Source organism: Janibacter sp. UYMM211 (genome assembly GCF_040547045.1).
GTDB classification, from domain to species: domain Bacteria; phylum Actinomycetota; class Actinomycetes; order Actinomycetales; family Dermatophilaceae; genus Marihabitans; species Marihabitans melonis.
The window spans coordinates 970,907-988,814 of record NZ_JBEPOY010000001.1; the positions used below are offsets into that span (position 1 = coordinate 970,907).

Genomic DNA, 17,908 nt, shown 5'->3' on the forward strand with positions numbered 1-17,908 from the left:
CTCGCGTGACACCCGTGCCCGGCGCGGGCAGGGTGGACGGGTGAGCACCCACCCGCAGCACGCCGTCACCGCCGACCCCGACGTCGAGCGCTTCGCCGCGATCGACGACCTCGTGTGGTTCGACGACATCGGCTTCGACGAGGCCGTGTCGTACGCGCGGGCGGTCCCCCACCGGTGGGCCGTCACCGCCGCCGGTGGCGACGACGGGTCGCCGTACCGCGGCATCGCGGGAGCCTTCGAGATGGAGCTGACCGTGCCCGGGGCTCCCGTCGGCCGGCCCTCGCAGCTGCCGGTGTCGGGCCTTACCTGGGTCGGGGTGCACCCCGACCACCGGCGCACCGGCGTGCTCACCGCCCTCATGGACGCCCACCTGAGCTGGTGCCGCGAGCAGGGCCTGGCCCTCGCCGCGCTGCACGCCTCGGACGTGGCGATCTACGGCCGTTTCGGCTACGCCGTCGCCTCGACCGCGGGCGAGATCTCGCTCGGCCATGGCGCGACCTTCGACGCACCGGGGGTGAGCACCGAGGGCATCACGACCTCGATGCACGACCTCTCCGACGAGCACGTGCTCGCCCGGGTGCACGCCGCGCACCGGGCCCTCGCCGCCGGCCGTGTCGGCTCGGTCACCCGCACCCTCGAGCTGGCCACCCGCGTCTACACCGACCCCGCGTCACGGCTGCGAGGCACGGAGCGGCGCCGCGTCGTCATCGCCGCGCGCGACGGGCGGGACGTCGGCTACGCGATCCTGCGGCGCCGCCCCAAGTGGGAGGACGGCCGCAGCGCCGCCACGCTCGACTGCGACGAGTGGGCCTGGGCGGACAGCGCGGCCCAGCTCGCCCTCGCTCGTCGGCTCACCTCCGTCGACCTCGTGACGCGCACGAGCGTGCGGGTCACCGCCGACGACGCCCTGCTGTGGTGGTGCGGCGGCCCGCGCACCGTCGTGCACAAGACCGGCGACGAGCTGTGGCTGCGTGTGCTCGACCTGCCCGCCGCGCTCTCCGCCCGGGGCTGGTCGGCCGAGTGCGACGTCGTGCTCGAGGTGCGGGACGGGCTCGTCGAGGACCAGGCCGGCCGCTGGCGGGTCGTCGCCCGCGACGGGCACGCCGAGGTGACGCGCACCGACGACCCCGCCGACCTCGGGCTCGACGTCGGGGTCCTCGGGACGACCTACCTCGGCGGCCGCCGCCTCGCCGCCCTCGCCCGCCAGGGCCTCGTCGAGGTCCACGACCCCGCCGCCCTGCGAGCCCTCGACGCAGCCCTGGCCACCCCCACCCTCCCCGTCCCACCCGTGAGCTTCTGACCCCGCGCCTCGGACCTCACCTGCCCCGAACCTCACCTGCCCCAAGTTTCTCGGGTCACCCGATAAACCCCGGCTCAGCATGAGTAAGAGACTCGTGCTGAGCGGGGGTTTGTCTTGCTGAGCCGCTCGACGACGAAGGGGGCGGCCCTTCCGCACGTGGGTGACCCCCTTCGTGAGGTGTCTGCGTCCCGCAGCGCTTCAGCCGCCCCATGTTTCTCGGGTGACCCGATAAACCCCGGCTCAGCATGGGTAAGAGACTCGTGCGAAGCGGGGGTTTGTCTCGCCGAGCCGCCCGACGACGAAGGGGGCGCCCCACCGGTGGGTGGGACGCCCCCTTCGCGCGTGGTCGGGTCTACTTCACCGAGCCCGACATCAGACCGCCGATGAAGTAGCGGCCGAGCAGGACGTAGACGAGCAGGGTGGGCAGCGAGGCGAGCAGGACGCCGGCCATGATCTGCGCGTAGTCGGGGTTCTGGCCGCCGGCGAGCTCGTTGAGCGCGTAGGTGACCGGCCCGTTGTTGCGGTTGGTGAGGAAGAGCGCGAAGAGGAAGTCGTTCCACGCGCTCGTGAACTGCCAGATGAGCGTGACGACGAAGGCCGGCGCCGAGACGGGCAGGACGACCGAGCGGAAGATCCGCCACATGCCCGCGCCGTCGATCTTCGCCGCCTCGAGGATCTCCTTGGGCACGGCCGTCGCGTAGTAGTTGCGGAAGATCAGCGTGCAGATCGGGATGCCAAAGATCGTGTGCACCGCGATGAGCTTGACGATGCCGTCGAACCACGGCGCGACCGCCTGGACGTCGAGGAGCATCGCCTGGAGCGGGATCATCACCGCCTGGTAGGGGATGAACATCCCGAAGAGGAAGAGGGTGAAGACGGTCTGCGCGCCCGGGAAGCGCCAGCGCGCGAAGACGAAGCCGTTCATCGAACCCAGCGCCGAGGACAGCACCGCGGCGACGACGGCCATGACGGCGGTGCGGCCCATCGCCGGGGCGAGCCGCTCGATCGCGCCGCGCCACCCCTCGAGGGAGAGGTCGGTCGGCAACGACCACGCGGAGGAGGGGTTGACCGCGCCGCGGCCCTTGAGGCTCGTGACGACGACGACGTAGAGCGGCACGAGGACGAGCACGGCGAAGAGCACGAGCAGCCCGATGCGCACGGCCTTGGCCCGGCCGGTGCTGCGGGTGCCCGGCGCGCCGAGGTCGCGGCGGGGGCCGCCGCGGACGACGCCGGAGGTGCTGACGCTCTCGGCGGGGACGGTGACGTCGGCGGCCATCAGTCGCGCTCGCTCTCTGCCTTGACGGTGTACACGAGATAGGGGACGACGACCACCGCGACGATGACGAGCAGGATCGTCGCGTTGACCGCGGCGGCGACCGGGTCGTCCTGCGCGAAGAGCTGCGTCCACATGAGCGTCGCGGGGACCGAGGCCGTGTACGAGCTCGGCCCGGCGATGACGTAGATGAGGTCGAACATCTTCATCGACATGTGCCCGAGGATGATCAGGGCGGACAACGCGATCGGCGAGAGCTGCGGGAAGAGCACGTGGCGGTAGACCTGCCACTCGCTCGCGCCGTCGATCCGGGCCGCCTCGCGCTGGTCCTCGGAGATCCCGCGGAAGCCGGCGAGGAAGAGCGCCATGACGTAGCCGGAGAGCTGCCAGATCGCGGGCAGGGCCATGGCGGCCATGGTGAAGCGGCCGTCACCGGACCACCAGCTCGACTGCAGGGAGTCCAGCCCCAGCTTGGCGAAGAGCTGGTTGAGGCCGACGGCCCCCTCCCCCTTCGCCGGGCTGAGCAGCCAGCGCCACACGACACCGGCGGCGATGAAGCTCACGGCCATCGGGAAGAGGTAGGTCGAGCGGAAGAAGCCCTCGGCGGAGACGCCCTTCTCGAGGAGCACGGCCCACAGCAGACCCATGAGCATCGTGCCGACCATGAAGACGACGGTGAGGACGAGGAGGTTCCACAGCGCGTGCTGGTAGCCGTCGCTGCCGAGCAGCTCGGTGTAGTTGCTGTACCCGCCGGCGTGCTGGACCTTCTCGACGAACTTCCCGCCGACGACGGCCCGCTTGGTCGAGACGTTGAGCGAGGTCCACACGTTCTGCGCGAGGAGCCAGTAGACGAAGACGCCGATGAGCAGGATCGACGGCGAGACCATGAGCAGTCCGGGCAGCCAGTTCTTGGCGCGGCGCACGGGTCCTCCAGGGGTGAGGGAGATGGCGAAGGGGGGCCCCACGGCCGGGACGGGTGCGTCCCGGCCGCGGGGCGATGAGCCGGTCGGCTCAGGCGTTCTTCTCGGCCGCGGCCGAGAGCTCCTTGACGAGGGTCGCCTCGTCCTTGCTGGAGGAGAACTTCGCGACCGCGGTGGAGATGTCGGTGCTCCACGCCAGCGGCACGGCGGCGCCGTGCGCGATCGAGCTGACGATGGTGTCGGAGGTGAAGTCCTCCATCGCGCTCTGCTGGTAGGCCGGGAAGTCGTCCATGGCCACGTCGGTGCGTGCGGGGATGGAGCCCTTGGCGAGGTTGAAGGCCTTCTGGCCGTCGGCGGAGCCGACCGTCATCAGCCAGTCCTTGGTGCCGTCGGGGTTCTCCGTGCCGCGGGGCAGGGTGAAGGAGTCCGCGAGGAAGTCGAAGACGCCGTCGGTCCCGGGGACGGGGAAGTAGGTGTAGTCCTCGCCCTCCTTCGCGCCGCGGTCGTCGAACTGCGCGACCGCCCAGTCGCCCATGACGTTGTAGGCGGCCTTGCCGTCGACGACGGCGTCGGTGGCCGGCGGCCAGTCGTCGCCGTCCGAGGCGGTGTTCGCGTAAGACAGCAGGGTCTTGAAGTCGGAGACCGCGGTCTTGACCTCGTCGGAGTCCCACTTCGTCGTGCCGTCGAAGAGACCGGAGTAGCCGTCGGCGCCGAGGTCGGACAGGAGCACGGTCTCGAAGAGCTGGACCTGGGTCCACGTGCCGCCGATGGACAGCGGGTTCTCGACGCCGGACTTCTTGACCTTCTCCATGTCGGCGATCCACGCCTTCATGTCCTTCGGCGTCTCGTTGATGCCGGCCTTCTTGAGCACCTGCGGGTTGGCCCACACGACGTTCGCGCGGTGGATGTTGCTCGGCACCGAGTAGATGCTGCCCTCGACGCTCAGCCGGTCGAGGAGGTCCTTCGGGAAGACCTCGTCCCCGCCGAGTGCGTCGACGACGTCGTTGACCGGCTCGATCTGGCCGGCGGCGATGTAGTCGGTGAGCTCGGCACCGGCGTGACCCTGGAAGGAGCCCGGGGGCTGGTCGTTCTTGAGGTCGGAGGCGAGCTTGGCCTTCGCGTTCGAGCCGGCGCCACCGGCGACGGCGAGGTTGACGAAGGTGTCGTTCGGGTACTGCTTCTTGTACTCGGCGACGAGGGCGTCGAGGCCCTTCTTCTCCGAGCCGGCCGCCCACCAGGTGAAGACGCCGACGTCACCGCCCGCGCCCCCCTCCTTCGGCTGGTAGGCCTCGGCGGCCGAGCTGCTGCTGCCCGAGCCGCTGCTCGAGCCCTCTGTGGTCTCGCCGCCGCCGGTCGCGCAGGCGCTCAGGCCCAGCGCCCCCACGGCGAGCAGGGCGGCGGCCCTGGAGGTGGTGCGTTGCATGTCGTTCCTTCCCGCGGGGGTCGGAGCGGTCGCCCCGACGCTGGAGCAGCGCGGCCCGAGGGCGGCGCGGCCCGAGAAGTATGGACCCGCGGTGTCGAGGATCTGGGCAGGTCGTCACGTATCCGTGACCATGCCGGTACCCGCGTGACCACTCGGCGCTCCCAGCCGACCGCTCGTCCCGGGACGCCGACCGCCCGTCCGCGCCAGAGGTCAGCCGAGCGCGCGCAGGCGCTCTGCGACCGCCAGACCGGTGGCCCGTCGGTCACCGAGGTCGAGCGGCACGACGACGACCCGCAGCCCCGGGGCGGGGGCGAGCGCGGCGCGCAGCTCGTCGGGGGTCGTGACGGTCGTCGCCGGCCACCCGTGGGCCCGGGCGAGCGCGGCGACGTCCGTGCCCGTCGGTGTGGCGAAGACCCGCTCGAAGTCGTCCTCGAGCTCCTTCGCGCCGTACTCGAGCGTGGCGAAGATGCTGCCCCCGCGGTCGTCGAGCACGACGACCGTGAGGTCGGGCACCGGCTCGCTCGGCCCGACGAGGAGCGCGCCGGAGTCGTGGAGGAAGGTGAGATCGCCGACGGCCGCGTAGGTCGGGACGCCCGGGTCGGCCAGGGCGAGACCGGCCGCGGTCGAGACGCACCCGTCGATGCCGGCCAGCCCGCGGCTGACGACGACGTCGACGTCGACGCGGGGGCGGGCGACGAGCTGGTGGTCGCGGGCGACCGAGCTGCTGCCGAGGAAGAGCCGGGCACCGGTCGGGAGGGCCTCGTCGACGACGCGGACGACCTCGGCGCCCGTGGTGAGGCGGTCGTGCGACCCGCCGGGCAGCTCGACGAGGGCCTCCTCGACGCGACGGCCGAGATCGGCCCAGTCGCGGGCCCACGTGGGGTCGGCGCGAGGACCGGAGCGCTCGGCGAGGGCGGCGAAGGGGTGGACCCCCGCCGCCTCGTGCGTCGGGTCCGCCCACCGCGGGCCGGTCGAGACGACGTGCACCTCGGTGCGGGGGTCGCGGGCCAGGGCCGCGACGGACCGGCCGAGCGTCGTCCGCCCGACGAGCACGAGACGCTCGGGACGGTGCGCCTCGACCCACTCGGCGGCAGCCAGGGCGAGCGCGCCGTGCGGCAGGAGGGTCGGGGCGTCTGCGGCGCCGGGCCCGGTCTCGGCGAGCACCGGCACGTCGTGCGCCCCGGCCCAGGCGAGCGCCGCGTCGCGCTGGCCACGGGTGGCGAGGTCGCCGACGACGGCGAGGGTGCGGGGCGCGACGAGGTCGGCGGTGCCCCCCTCTGCACCCCCAGGTGCGGTCGCGGTCGGCAGGACGACCCACGGTCGTCCGTCCGGGCGCCCGGCGCAGTCGTCGGGCAGCCACGGCCCACCCACCGGCGGGGCGAGCGGGTCGCGGTAGGGCAGGTCGAGGTGGACCGGCCCGGGGTCTCCCCCGAGAGCCCCGGTGGCGGCGGCGACGGCTCGGGCGGCGGTCGAGCGCAGCTCGCGGACCTGGGCGGCGAGCCGGTCGGCGGACGGGGTCTCGACGTCGACGACGAGCCGGCAGTGACGGTGGTCGAGCAGACCGGGCTGGTCGGTCGCCTGGTTGGCCCCGACCCCGCGCAGCTCGGGCGGCCGGTCGGCGCTGAAGACGAGGAGGGGCACCTCGCCGTGGTGGGCCTCGAGCACCGCGGGGTGGAGGTTGGCCACCGCCGTGCCGCTCGTCGTGACGACAGCGGCCGGCACCCGGCTGACCTTCGCCAGCCCGAGGGCGAGGAACCCCGCGGCCCGCTCGTCGACCCGGACGTGCAGCCGCAGGCGTCCTTCGCGGTCGAGCTGCTGCGCGGCGTAGGCCAGCGGAGCCGACCGGGACCCCGGCGACAGGACGAGGTGACGCAGCCCGAGCCGGACGAGCTCGTCGAGCAGTGCCCGGGCGGCGACGGTCGCGGGAGGTGTCGGCTGCACGGGTCGATGGTGCCATCCCGGTGGGTCAGGGCACGGCGGCCCGCACCCTCGCCTCGGGGCCCGGCCCCGGCTGGCAAGACCGGCACCACCACGTGCGCCGGTTCGCGGCGTCGCCGGGGATCTCGGCGCTGACGCTCACCGGGCCGCGGCAGCGCCGGCAGCCCTGACGCTGCCGGCCGGTCACCCAGTGGGTGTCTCCCCTGGCGCGCGAGCCGGTCGTCACCTGGTAGGCGCCCTCGACCGTCGCCGATTGTCGCAGCATCCGCGCAGCCCGGTCGACGAGCCGGGGCAGGTCGACCTCGCCGACCGCCGTCCACGGGCTGACGCCGGTGAGGAAGGCGAGCTCGTTGGCCCACAGGTTGCCCAGGCCCGCCATGGCGCGCTGGTCGAGCAGGGCGCTGACGAGCGGCGTGCCCGGCCGGGCGCCCAGCCGACGGACCGCCTCGGCAGGGTCCCAGTCGTCACGCAGCGGGTCCGGGCCGAGATGCCCGACGACGTCGTGCTCGCGTGCGGTGGGCACGAGGGCGAGGTCGTGCAGCCGGATGCCGTGGACTGCTCGGCCGTCGTCGAGCCCGAGGACCAGCCGGACGTGAGGCCTCACGTCACGGGGCACGTGCTTGCCCGGGCGCAGCGTCGACCACGACCCGTCCATCCGCAGGTGGCTGTGCAGGGTCGCCGCCGGGGAGCCGTCGAGACCGGAGAAGCGGGTCAGCAGGTGCTTGCCGTGGGTGACGTGCTCGAGCACCTCGCGCCCGGACAGGTCGCGGGTCGCGAGGGCGGGCGTGCGGAAGTCGGAGCGCACCACCGTGCTGCCCACCAGCTGGCGGTCCAGCCGCCGGGCGAGCCTGAAGACGCTGTCTCCCTCGGGCACGCGACCAGCCTCGCAGGCACGACCGACAGCGCCCGGACCGAGAGAGGACGCCGACCTCACCCACCCGGTCGCACCCGGCGCACCTCGTAGTCGACGACGACCGGACGCGCCCCGGCGGCGGGCAGGGCGTCGACCGGGGCGTCGAGGAAGTCACCGGCGACCTCCCGCCACCGGAGCAGCGACGGGTCGGTGGCGGTGCGCTCGTCGACGAGGGCACTCGTGCTCTCGTAGAGACGAGCGGAGTGCGCCCCCGTCGCGGTGGGCGCGGCGTCCGAGACGCCGCGCAGGTCGCGGCGCACCGTGACCCAGCCGGCCCGGTCGGGGTTGCGCGTCCCGTCGAGCGCGGGGACGAGGTCCTGCACGTGCTCGAGCGAGAGGACCGAGACCCCCTCCGGCACGGACACGCCGCCGATCGGCGCCCCGGTCGTCACGACGTGGCTCAGCCCGGGGTGCTGCGCGCGGAAGACCGGGTCGGCGGCGAGCGCCGCCGCCGTGATCCCGCCCTGGCTGTGCCCGCCGAGCAGGACCGGGTCGGCCACCCCCTTCGCCCCTCGACCGGTGCGCGCCCGCGCGTCGCTCAGGGCGGCGGTCACCGCGGTCATCGTCAGGGTGCGCTCGTGAGCCTCGAGCAGCTGGTTGCTCGTCTGGTCCCACGGGTTCGTGCCGGGTCGCGGCGAGAAGGTCTGGGTGCCGGGCACGTCGACGACCCAGGCGTACCGGCCGTCCGTCAGCGGGATGCCGGTGACCCGCACGTGGTCACCGCCCGAGACGGGGCCGTCCGCGGCGACGAGGTCGGACACCCCACGGGGCGGGCGCCAGCCGGCCGTGCTCACGGGGTGCGCCCGCACCTCGACCTCGAAGCCCGACTCGTCGAGCACGTGCCCGCCCCCGGCGGCGGTGACGACGGCGACCGCCTCGGCCTGCGTCCGGGGCGGGTAGCGCAGCCCGGCACGATCTGCCCGGTCGGCGAGGTAGAGGCCCAGCGGCGGGAAGCCGAGCCCGAGACCGACGACGAGCCCCTCCGCGCCGGCGACGGAGTGCTCGAGGAGCCAGGGGTGCTCGCCGAGGACGCGGTCCACGCGCGGCCCGGCTCGGGACGGGAGCTCGCGCACCACACCGATGACCGAGCCGACGTAGGCACCGAGCCAGACCGGCGACGGCCGGGTGCGCAGGGCGGCGGCACCGAGCACCGCCGCGGCCGAGACGGGCAGGACGACGGTGGGCACCGCGATGCCGAGGACGAGGCCGGCGGTGCGGTCGACCCCTTCGACCGCCTGGCGCGCCCCGCCCTCGCCCGCGCGGTAGAGCTCCGCGGCCGCGGCCACGGTGCCGGCGAGCACCCGCAGGTGCAGCGAGGTGCCGAGCAGACCGCTCGGGCCGGCGGCCGCCAGCAGGTCCGCTCCTGCGCGCGCGGTGCGGCCGGGCGCGACGAGCGCCGCCGCGACGAGCGCGGGGTCGGCGAGGACCAGGGCGAGGTCGGCGGCGCTGTCGGCGAGGTCTGCGGCGACGGCACGCAGGGCCGGGGCGGCGACGTCGAGCGCGTCGAGGGCCACGGCGATGCCGCCCGCGCCGCCGGAGACCTCGATCCCCGGCTCGCTCATGGCAGCAGGCCGATGACGGGCAGGCGGGCCGCGCGGACGAGGTCGAGCCGGTGCGAGACCGTGGTCGACAGCGTCTCGAGGTCGCGGGCGAGCGCGCTGAGGTCCTGCCCGACGACCGCGAGCTCGGCGAGGACCTCGTCCATCTCGCGCTCGTAGAGGTCCGCGGCGCCGGAGCGCCACTCGAGCTCGCCGCACCGGTGCACCACGAGGACCGCCGCCTCGAGACCGGTGCCCGCGTCGGCGACCCGGCGCGCGAGGCCCAGGAGGGCACCGGGCACGTCGGCACCGAGCAGCCCGGCGAGCGCGCCGTCGTCGAGATGAGGCAGGTCGATCTGCATGCAGCCCAGCACATCCGGTGCGGCGGGCGAGCGAGGTGGCGACGAGCCGGTTGTGGAGGCGGGCCCGGTCCGGGGCCCGGGTGTGGACGGGCGGGTCAGAGGTGGGCGTGCGCGGCGAGCAGCCGCTCGCGCCACCACCGCACCCGCTCCGGAGGAGCCTCGTGCTCGTCGAGCAGGGCCTCGTCGACCTCGACGGGGCGCACCGGCACGTCGCCCCCGACCGGGACGAGCGGGTCTCGCGTGACGTCGCCGGCGAGCAGGCCGACGGTGCCGAGCCCGCAGGCGTGGGGCAGATCGGGCAGCGCTGCCGCGAGGGCGACGCCCGCGCGGATCCCGACGCTCGTGTCGAGGGCAGAGGAGACGACCGCGGGCAGGCCGCACGCGTCGACGACCTCGAGCGCGCGGGCGACACCGCCCAGGGGGGCGACCTTGACGACGACGACGTCGGCGGCCTCCTCGCGCGCGACCCGCAGGGGGTCCTCGGCCTTGCGGATGGACTCGTCGGCGGCGACCCGGACGTCGACCCCGGCGCGGGCGAGCCCGAGACGGACGGCCCGCAGGCCCTCGACGTCGGCGCACGGCTGCTCGACGTACTCGAGACCGAAGGGGGCGAGCGCGGTGATCGCCTCGAGCGCCTGGTCCACCGACCACCCGCCGTTGGCGTCGACCCGCACGGCGGCGGCCGGGCCCATCGCGTCGCGGACCGCGGCGACCCGGTCGACGTCGTCGGCGAGGGTCTGCCCGCGCTCGGCGACCTTGATCTTCGCGGTGGTGCACCCGTCGAAGCGGGCGAGCACCTCGGGCACCCGCTCGGGCCCGACGGCGGGCACGGTCGCGTTGCACGGCACCTCGTCACGGACCGGCGGGGGCCAGCCCCGCCAGCCCGCCTCGATCGCGGCGGCCAGCCAGCGTGACGTCTCCTGGGGGCCGTACTCGACGAAGGGGGAGAGCTCGGCCCACCCCTTCGGACCCCGCAGCAGCGCGGCCTCGCGCACGTCGACGCCCCGGAAGCGCACGCGCATCGGGATCGAGACGACGCGCATCCCCTCGAGGAGCTCGTCGACCCCAGGGGCCTGCGGGGTCACCGGTCGCGGCGGGAGAGGACGCAGAACTCGTTGCCCTCGGGGTCGGCGAGGACGGTCCACGTGACGTCGCCGCTCTGGCCGACGTCGACCTGGGTCGCGCCCCGCTCGACGAGTGCCGCGATCTCGGCGTCACGGTCCTGGCTGAGGTGCGGCGCGAGGTCGATGTGCAGGCGGTTCTTCACCGTCTTCGCCTCCGGCACGGGCACGAAGACGAGGGAGGGACGCTGGGCCAGCCACGCGTCGAGGTCCTCGACCGGGTGCTCCTCCTCCTCGGGGTCCGCGGCGATCGCGACCTCGTGCTCGTCCTCGTAGACGACGTGCCAGTCGAGGGTCTGCGCCCACCAGCGCGAGAGCGCGGCGATGTCGGTGGCGTCGACGACGAGGGTGTACCAGGCGAGGGTCATGCCAGCACGCTAGCGGCGGCCGAGGCGCCTCAGCTCCGCAGGACCTTCTCCATCGGGCGTCCCTTGGCGAGCTCGTCGACGAGCTTGTCGAGGTAGCGGACCTGGCGCATGAGCGGGTCCTCGACCTCCTGGACCTTGACCCCGCAGACCGAGCCGGTGATGAGGGAGACGCCCGGGTTGAGCTCGGCCTGGGCGAAGAAGTCCTCGAAGGTCGTGCCGGCCTCGAGGTGCGCGCGCAGCTGGGCGTCGTCGAAGCCGGTCAACCAGCAGATGACCTCGTCGACCTCGGCCTGGGTGCGGCCCTTGCGCTCGACCTTCGTCACGTAGTGCGGGTAGACCGACGCCACGCTCGTCGTGTAGATCCGGTGCACACCTCCAGAGTAGGACGGCGCACACTGTCTGTCGTGCCCGTCTCTCCCGCTCCTGCCGAGGGGATCTTCGGCACCACGTACCGCACGAGCAGCATCGGCGCCTTCGCGCTCATCGCCATCGCCGCCTTCGAGGCCCTCGCCGTCACCACGGTGATGCCGACCCTCGCCCGCGAGCTCGACGGCCTCTCGCTGTACGCCCTCGCCTTCTCGGCGCCCCTGGCGTCCGGAGTCATCGGCATGGTCGCCGCCGGGCAGTGGAGCGACCGGCACGGGCCCCGCCGGGCGCTCGAGGTCGCGATCGTCACCTTCTCGCTCGGTCTGCTCGTGTGCGGTCTGGCGCCGGCGATGGAGCTCTTCGTCGTCGGGCGGCTGCTGCAGGGGCTGGGCAGCGGGGCGCTCATCGCCGCGCTGTACGTCGTCGTCGGCGAGGTCTACCCCGCCGACCTGCAGCCCTCGCTCTTCGCGAGCTTCGCCGCCGCGTGGGTGCTGCCCGCGCTCTTCGGCCCGGCCCTGGCCGCGGTCGTCGCCGACCTCGCGGGGTGGCGGTGGGTCTTCTTGTCCGTCATCGTCCTCGTCGCGCTCGCGACCGTCTTCGTCGTGCCCGCGCTGCGCATGCTGCGACCCCGCTCGGCCACCGAGGTCGAGGCCGCTGCCGCCGCGCCGGCCCGGCGCGGCCTGCTGCTGTGGGCGACGGTCGCTGCCGTCGCCGCGCTGGCGCTCGAGCTGCTCGGCTCGCTGCCGGGGCTGCGCGCGGCGCTGGCGGCGGTGCCCCTCGTCGTCCTCGTCCTCGCCCTGCGCCCGCTCCTGCCGGGCGGCTCCCTCACCGGACGCCGTGGGCTGCCGTCGGTCATCGCCGTCCGCGGGCTGCTGTCGGCCTCCTTCTTCTGCGCCGAGTCCTACATCGTCTTCGTCCTGCAGGAGCAGTGGCAGGTCACGGCCGTGCGCGCGGGCCTCGCGCTCACGGTCGTCGGGGTCGTGTGGGCGACGGCCAGCCAGGTGCAGGCCCGGCTGCGGGCGCGGCTCGACGACACGACGGTCATGTCGATCGGCTCGGCAGTGCTCCTCGCGGGCGTGCTCGTCCTCCTCCTCGCCGTCGTCCTCGACGTGCACCCCGTGCTCGCGGCCGCGGGCTACGCGCTCGGCGGGGCGGGCATGGGCTTCGCCTACCCCCGCACCGGTGTCGCCACGCTCGCGGCGTCCTCCGACGCCGACCGCGGCTTCAACTCCTCCGCGCTGACGATCTCGGACTCGCTCGGCGGGGCCGTCGCGCTGTCGATCAGCGGCGCGATCTTCGCCGCGGCGGAGCGCGGCGACAGCGACCCCTTCTCGGCGGTCTTCGCCCTCGCGGTCCTCCTCGCCGTGGGAGCGGCCGTCGTCGCCCGCCGGACCGGCTACCGCGCACCGCTCGCGCCCGACCCCGCGGCGAGCCGCACCGCCCGGTCGCGGTAGACGACGAGATCGCTGCGGAAGCAGGACAGCAGCAGCGCGGGGTCGCCGAGGACGTACACGTCCGGCACCTCCATCGGTCGTCGGCCGTGCGGCCACCCCGACCCGCCGACGAGCGTCGCCAGCCGGCGTGACCGGTCGGAGGGGTAGCCGGAGACGCCGATACCGCGCAGGATGCTGCGCATCGGGTGGCCGAGCGTCGGCGCGCCGAGCGCGCTCGCCTTCGCCGCGCAGTGCACGACCGCCGCGGCGACCTGCTCGGGCAGCACGCCGTGCCACGCCTCGAAGGCTCCCGCTCCTGCCGACCGCACGAGCAGCCGGCGGCAGGCCGTGAGCAGCTCCGGCCCGACGAGCTGGTGGCCGTAGGCGCCCTGCACGTGCTCGTCGACGAGACGTGCCCGCTCGCGCGCCCAGCCGGGCACGGCGCCGAGGTCGAGGTCCTCGACGGGCAGCGGCTCGTCGTCGAGAGCGGCGAGCGCGGCCTCGCCGCCGACGACCCGGGCGAGCCAGTCGAGCATCGCCTGCTCGGGCTCCTCCCGGACCACGACTGTGCGCGGCGGCTCGCGACGCAGCACCCCTCGGGCCTGCAGCTCGTGCGCCGCGCACTCGTAGCCGCTGCCCCCGACCGGCCCCTTGCGCACGTCGATCAGGTGGCCGTCGAGCAGGACGACCTCGGTGATCATGCCGCGGTCGTCGCCGAAGCCTCCCCCGCCGCCGTACTGCTCGGCGAGCGGGTAGCCGACGATCCCGGAGAGGCAGTCGTCGCACAGGCACCGGTCACCGCCCCCGCCCTCTCCTCCGACCCCACCCGGCGGCCCGCCCCACCCGTCACCCAGCCAGCCGTCGCTCGCCCGCACCTCGCCCCCGTCGCCCTCGTCGCCGCCCACGGCCCGCAACCACCGCTGTCCCATCTCTCCTCCTCGCTCCCCCGGGGTCCGTCCCCGCCGACCCAGGACACCGCGGACGAGGAGGGGGCGGCACCCCCTTCGCCGGGGGTGTGGACGCGGGCCGAGGCGACGCCGGGGGTGTGGACGACGCACGTAGGCTCACCCCCGTGAGTGCACTGGACGGCGTGAGTCAGACCTTCGACCCGCAGGCGTGGCAGGAGGTCGAGGGCTTCGAGGACCTCACCGACGTCACGTACCACCGGGCCCGCGACCTCGGGTGCGTGCGCATCGCCTTCGACCGGCCCGAGGTGCTCAACGCCTTCCGCCCGCACACCGTCGACGAGCTCTACCGCACCCTCGACCACGCGCGCCGCTCCGCCGACGTCGGCGTCGTCCTGCTCACCGGCAACGGCCCCACCCCGCGCGAGGGCAGCAGCTCGACGACGCAGGGCTGGTCCTTCTGCACCGGGGGCGACCAGCGCATCCGCGGGCGGTCGGGATACCAGTACGCCGACGGCGAGAGCGCCGAGAGCGTCGACGAGCGCCGGGTCAAGGCCGAAGGGGGACGCCTGCACATCCTCGAGGTGCAGCGCCTCATCCGCACGATGCCGAAGGTCGTCATCGCGCTGGTCAACGGGTGGGCCGCCGGCGGCGGGCACTCGCTGCACGTCGTGTGCGACATGACCCTGGCCAGCCGCGAGCACGCGCGCTTCAAGCAGACCGACGCCGACGTCGGCTCCTTCGACGGCGGCTACGGCAGCGCCTACCTCGCGCGCCAGATCGGGCAGAAGCGGGCCCGCGAGGTCTTCTTCCTCGGTGAGGCGTACACCGCGCAGGAGATGCACGAGATGGGCGCGGTCAACCGCGTCTACGACCACGCCGAGCTCGAGCGCGAGGCGCTCGGCGTCGCCCGGACGATCATGGGCAAGAGCCCGCAGGCGATCCGGATGCTCAAGTTCGCCTTCAACCTGCCCGACGACGGGCTCATGGGTCAGCAGGTCTTCGCCGGCGAGACGACGCGCCTGGCGTACATGACCGACGAGGCCGTCGAGGGTCGCGACCAGTTCCTGCAGAAGCGCGAGCCCGACTGGTCGCCCTTCCCCTGGTACTTCTGAGCCGAAGGACCACCGAGCGAGACGGTCGGTCGGGGCTGTCTGTCGTCCCGTCTACACTGGGAGCCATCGAGAGGGAGTAGTCCTCAACGGTCGTGTCGACACACTGCCGCCCAGCCTCACCGCTGAGCGACCGGCACGGCAGGCCACGGGTCACCGTGGCGGACGAGACTTTCGACCAGCACGAGTCGTGCGCCCGCCCCGGGTGCGCGCCGCCACCGTGCCTGGTCGAGCCGTCCTCCCCCGAGCCGGTCGTCCGGGCACCTGAGCCAGACAGGTCCTTCCCCCGTGTACGCCTTCCTCCTCTCCACCGCGGTGATCTTCGTCGCCGAGCTCGGTGACAAGTCCCAGCTCATGGCGATGACCTTCGCCACCCGCTACCGCGCCCGCGACGTCATCCTCGCCATCACCGCCGCGACGGCGGTCGTCCACCTCGCCTCCGTCGCCATCGGCTTCTGGGTCGGCACCGCTTTCGCCGACTACCAGGACTGGATCGCGATCATCGCCGGCATCGCCTTCGTGATCTTCGGCCTGTGGACCCTGCGCGGTGACGAGCTCACCGACGAGGAGGCCGCGAAGGCCCGCAAGGCCAAGGGCGCGGCGATCCTTGCCGTCGGCATGGCCTTCTTCCTCGCCGAGCTCGGCGACAAGACGATGCTCGCGACGATCACCCTGGCCACCCAGCACGGCTGGTTCGGCACGTGGGTCGGCTCGACCCTCGGCATGGTCGCGGCGGACGCCCTGGCCATCGGCGTCGGCGCGGTCCTCGGCCGCAAGCTGCCCGAGCGCACCATCAAGATCGGCGCGGCCGTCCTCTTCTTCCTCTTCGGCGCGATCCTCATCGCCGAGGGCCTGGGCTGGATCGGGTGAGCCCGGCCCGCCCCGTCGCCGCGGGTGCCGCCGCGTGATCGCGGTCACGCCCCTCTAGGCTGCACGGATGGACGTCCTGCACGCAGCCATCGCCATCGCGCTGGCGATCCTCCTCATCATCCGATTCAAGGTCGACCCGGTGATCTCGCTGGTGCTGTCCTCGCTCTACCTCGGCCTCGCGGCCGGGGTCGGGCTCGAGGGGACGGTCGCCGGCATCACCGGGGGCTTCGGCGAGATCATGGCCGAGGTCGGACTGCTCATCGGCTTCGGCGTCCTCATCGGGTCGTTGCTCTCGGCGACCGGCACCTTCCGCACCCTCGTCGAGATCATCGCGCGCCGGGTCGGCGGCAAGCTGCCGTACGCCATGGCGGGCGTGCTGTCGACGATCTTCCCGAGCATCTACGTCGACGTTCAGGTCGTCCTCGCCTCGCCGATGGCGCGCCAGGCCGCCCCCGTCGTCGACCGGACGAAGGGCCTGCCCTGGCTCGCCGGGTCGATCGGCATCGGCATCTTCGCCGGCTACGTCTTCGTCGTCCCCGGCCTCGCCGCGGTCGCCGTCGCCGGCCTGCTCAAGCTGCCGCTGGGCCGCTACCTCGTCTTCGGCCTGCCGCTGGGCATCCTCACGGCGCTCGTCACCGCGTGGCTCTTCCGCCAGCTGCTGACGCGCACCCGCTATTGGGACCCCTACACCGACATCGACGAGGACGAGCTGGAGCACCCGGACCACCCGCGGCACGAGGAGTTCCTCACCAGCCGCACGGTGGACGACCGTCAGGCGGCGAGCGCCGAGGGCGACGAGCACGCCATCCCCGCCCGTGCCGCCGGGCTGCCGCTCGGGGTCCGGCTCCTGCCGATCCTCGTCCCCCTCGTCCTCATCGCCTTCGGCGCCTTCGCGGACCTGCTCGAGTTCTCCAACGGCGTCATCGCCTTCCTCGGCGACGCGAACATCGCCCTCTTCATCGGGCTCGTCATCGCCTTCGTCCTCGCCCGCTGGGCCCTGGGCACCGACAGCACCGGCGAGGCGCTGTCCTCCGGCTTCCGCACCACCGGAGAGATCCTGCTCATCACCGGCATCGGCGGCTCGCTCGGCGCGATCATCACCGAGACCGGCCTCGGCGACACGCTCAAGGAGCTCTTCTCCGCCGACTCCGGCGCCCCGGCCCTCGTGAGCATCCTGCTCGCGTGGTTCGTCGCCGCGGTGCTCCACTTCGCCATCGGCTCGGTGTCGGTCGGCGCGATCACGGCGGCCGGCATCATCGGCCCGGTCGTCGCGAGCACCGGGGTCGACCCGGTGGTCATCGCCCTGGCGATCGCCTCGGGCGCGATGTTCGCGCTGCACGTCAACAGCAACTTCTTCTGGATGTTCAAGTCGCTGCTCGGCCTGTCGACGAAGGGGGCGCTGAAGACCCTGACGATGGCGACATCGCTCGGCGCGGTCGTCTCGTTGCCGGTCGTCCTCGTCCTCGGCCTCGTCCTGTAAGGACCGCCCCGGACGCACCGACGCCCCCTGCTCCCCATCCGGAGCAGGGGGCGTCGTCGTGCCGGTCAGGCCGAGACCATCTCCCGGGCCCGCTCCGGGGAGCGACGACGGGCGAAGGGGGCGTCGAGCGACCATCCGCCCGGTCCGGTGAGGACGAGGGTGAGCGCCATGGCGGCGAGCACGAGGACGAGCTCGTACCCTCCGTCGGCGGCGTAGAAGCCGGCCGACCAGTGGACGATCGCGATGGCGCCGACGCTCACGACGACGACCGCGGCGGCAGCCACCCGGGTGGCCAGGCCGAGGACGAGCAGCACCCCGCCGACGAGCTCGACGAGCATCGTCGCCGGGCCGGCGACCTGCGCCAGCGGCACACCCATCTGGTCGAACATGCCGCCGACACCCTCGAGGCCGGGGCCGGTGAGCTTCTGCCAGCCGTGGGCGAACATCGTCACGCCGAGGACGGCGCGCAGGACGAGCAGCGCGGGGTCGAGCAGGACGCGGTTCATGGAGACGCTCCTTCTTGTCAGTTGTAAGGACAACCGAGGCCGTCGCACCCCCACCTGAGCATCCCCTGGACGGTCCACGT

The 17,908-nt window shown here is 73.7% G+C and carries 17 protein-coding genes; 5 read left to right on the forward strand and 12 right to left on the reverse strand.

The window, feature by feature from the left end:
* The first annotated feature begins 40 nt into the window (after positions 1-40).
* On the forward strand, positions 41-1,300 hold the full coding sequence (locus ABIB53_RS04480) for a GNAT family N-acetyltransferase (protein ID WP_354587255.1): 1,260 nt from the start codon (positions 41-43) through the stop codon (positions 1,298-1,300).
* 352 nt (positions 1,301-1,652) lie between these two features.
* Here ABIB53_RS04480 and ABIB53_RS04485 read toward each other — a convergent pair whose 3' ends face one another.
* From ABIB53_RS04485 to ABIB53_RS04530, 10 genes are all read right to left on the reverse strand, one after another.
* Positions 1,653-2,576, reverse strand: a complete 924-nt coding sequence (locus tag ABIB53_RS04485; RefSeq protein ID WP_083968986.1) for a carbohydrate ABC transporter permease — start codon at positions 2,574-2,576, stop codon at positions 1,653-1,655.
* The gene (locus ABIB53_RS04490; RefSeq protein WP_354587256.1) at positions 2,576-3,496 is read right to left on the reverse strand and encodes a carbohydrate ABC transporter permease; all 921 of its coding nucleotides are present in this window, start codon (positions 3,494-3,496) and stop codon (positions 2,576-2,578) included. The genes ABIB53_RS04485 and ABIB53_RS04490 overlap by 1 nt, the downstream gene beginning before the upstream one ends.
* Before the next feature lie 88 nt (positions 3,497-3,584).
* Positions 3,585-4,916: an ABC transporter substrate-binding protein gene (locus tag ABIB53_RS04495; protein ID WP_068276832.1), complete on the reverse strand. Its 1,332-nt coding sequence runs from the start codon at positions 4,914-4,916 to the stop codon at positions 3,585-3,587.
* A 210-nt stretch (positions 4,917-5,126) separates the two neighbouring features.
* Positions 5,127-6,857: a 2-succinyl-5-enolpyruvyl-6-hydroxy-3-cyclohexene-1-carboxylic-acid synthase gene (gene menD / locus ABIB53_RS04500; RefSeq protein WP_354587257.1), complete on the reverse strand. Its 1,731-nt coding sequence runs from the start codon at positions 6,855-6,857 to the stop codon at positions 5,127-5,129.
* Between the two features lie 25 nt (positions 6,858-6,882).
* Positions 6,883-7,728, reverse strand: a complete 846-nt coding sequence (locus tag ABIB53_RS04505; protein ID WP_354587258.1) for a DNA-formamidopyrimidine glycosylase family protein — start codon at positions 7,726-7,728, stop codon at positions 6,883-6,885.
* Between the two features lie 56 nt (positions 7,729-7,784).
* Positions 7,785-9,329 (reverse strand): hypothetical protein, encoded by a 1,545-nt coding sequence (locus tag ABIB53_RS04510; protein WP_354587260.1) that lies wholly within the window; start codon positions 9,327-9,329, stop codon positions 7,785-7,787.
* Entirely contained in the window at positions 9,326-9,667 is a 342-nt protein-coding gene (locus ABIB53_RS04515) for a hypothetical protein (protein WP_123092306.1), read from the reverse strand. The genes ABIB53_RS04510 and ABIB53_RS04515 overlap by 4 nt, the downstream gene beginning before the upstream one ends.
* Before the next feature lie 95 nt (positions 9,668-9,762).
* On the reverse strand, positions 9,763-10,752 hold the full coding sequence (locus ABIB53_RS04520) for an o-succinylbenzoate synthase (RefSeq protein ID WP_354587261.1): 990 nt from the start codon (positions 10,750-10,752) through the stop codon (positions 9,763-9,765).
* Positions 10,749-11,156, reverse strand: a complete 408-nt coding sequence (locus tag ABIB53_RS04525; protein WP_354587262.1) for a VOC family protein — start codon at positions 11,154-11,156, stop codon at positions 10,749-10,751. The genes ABIB53_RS04520 and ABIB53_RS04525 overlap by 4 nt, the downstream gene beginning before the upstream one ends.
* 29 nt (positions 11,157-11,185) lie before the next feature.
* Positions 11,186-11,527 (reverse strand): DUF2200 domain-containing protein, encoded by a 342-nt coding sequence (locus tag ABIB53_RS04530; RefSeq protein ID WP_354587263.1) that lies wholly within the window; start codon positions 11,525-11,527, stop codon positions 11,186-11,188.
* A gap of 33 nt (positions 11,528-11,560) precedes the next feature.
* Between ABIB53_RS04530 and ABIB53_RS04535 the strand changes: the two genes are divergently transcribed.
* Positions 11,561-12,976 carry an MFS transporter gene (locus tag ABIB53_RS04535; protein ID WP_354587264.1) on the forward strand — a complete coding sequence of 472 codons (1,416 nt, stop codon included), beginning with the start codon at positions 11,561-11,563 and terminating at the stop codon, positions 12,974-12,976.
* On the opposite strand, the gene ABIB53_RS04540 is transcribed toward ABIB53_RS04535, so the two are convergent.
* Positions 12,919-13,884 (reverse strand): hypothetical protein, encoded by a 966-nt coding sequence (locus ABIB53_RS04540; protein WP_354587265.1) that lies wholly within the window; start codon positions 13,882-13,884, stop codon positions 12,919-12,921. The two genes, ABIB53_RS04535 and ABIB53_RS04540, sit on opposite strands and share 58 nt — an antisense overlap.
* Before the next feature lie 143 nt (positions 13,885-14,027).
* Between ABIB53_RS04540 and ABIB53_RS04545 the strand changes: the two genes are divergently transcribed.
* The 3 genes from ABIB53_RS04545 to ABIB53_RS04555 all read left to right on the forward strand — a co-directional run bounded on the left by ABIB53_RS04545 (position 14,028) and on the right by ABIB53_RS04555 (position 17,322).
* The gene (locus ABIB53_RS04545; protein ID WP_068276810.1) at positions 14,028-14,975 is read left to right on the forward strand and encodes a 1,4-dihydroxy-2-naphthoyl-CoA synthase; all 948 of its coding nucleotides are present in this window, start codon (positions 14,028-14,030) and stop codon (positions 14,973-14,975) included.
* A gap of 285 nt (positions 14,976-15,260) precedes the next feature.
* Positions 15,261-15,842 (forward strand): TMEM165/GDT1 family protein, encoded by a 582-nt coding sequence (locus tag ABIB53_RS04550; RefSeq protein WP_354587266.1) that lies wholly within the window; start codon positions 15,261-15,263, stop codon positions 15,840-15,842.
* Positions 15,843-15,909: 67 nt separating this feature from the next.
* On the forward strand, positions 15,910-17,322 hold the full coding sequence (locus tag ABIB53_RS04555; RefSeq protein ID WP_123092312.1) for a GntP family permease: 1,413 nt from the start codon (positions 15,910-15,912) through the stop codon (positions 17,320-17,322).
* A gap of 65 nt (positions 17,323-17,387) precedes the next feature.
* Here the strand turns inward: ABIB53_RS04555 and ABIB53_RS04560 are convergent, their stop codons facing one another.
* Entirely contained in the window at positions 17,388-17,828 is a 441-nt protein-coding gene (locus tag ABIB53_RS04560; RefSeq protein ID WP_354587267.1) for a DoxX family protein, read from the reverse strand.
* Positions 17,829-17,908: the final 80 nt, after the last annotated feature.

What these genes read in the sequence shown, in the direction of transcription:
- ABIB53_RS04485 (WP_083968986.1), bottom strand. Translation starts at nt 2,576, where the DNA reads ATGGCCGCCGACGTCACCGTCCCCGCCGAGAGCGTCAGCACCTCCGGC.
- ABIB53_RS04495 (WP_068276832.1), bottom strand. Translation starts at nt 4,916, where the DNA reads ATGCAACGCACCACCTCCAGGGCCGCCGCCCTGCTCGCCGTGGGGGCG.
- ABIB53_RS04510 (WP_354587260.1), bottom strand. Translation starts at nt 9,329, where the DNA reads ATGAGCGAGCCGGGGATCGAGGTCTCCGGCGGCGCGGGCGGCATCGCC.
- ABIB53_RS04515 (WP_123092306.1), bottom strand. Translation starts at nt 9,667, where the DNA reads ATGCAGATCGACCTGCCTCATCTCGACGACGGCGCGCTCGCCGGGCTG.
- ABIB53_RS04525 (WP_354587262.1), bottom strand. Translation starts at nt 11,156, where the DNA reads ATGACCCTCGCCTGGTACACCCTCGTCGTCGACGCCACCGACATCGCC.
- ABIB53_RS04540 (WP_354587265.1), bottom strand. Translation starts at nt 13,884, where the DNA reads ATGGGACAGCGGTGGTTGCGGGCCGTGGGCGGCGACGAGGGCGACGGG.
- ABIB53_RS04555 (WP_123092312.1), top strand. Translation starts at nt 15,910, where the DNA reads ATGGACGTCCTGCACGCAGCCATCGCCATCGCGCTGGCGATCCTCCTC.
- ABIB53_RS04560 (WP_354587267.1), bottom strand. Translation starts at nt 17,828, where the DNA reads ATGAACCGCGTCCTGCTCGACCCCGCGCTGCTCGTCCTGCGCGCCGTC.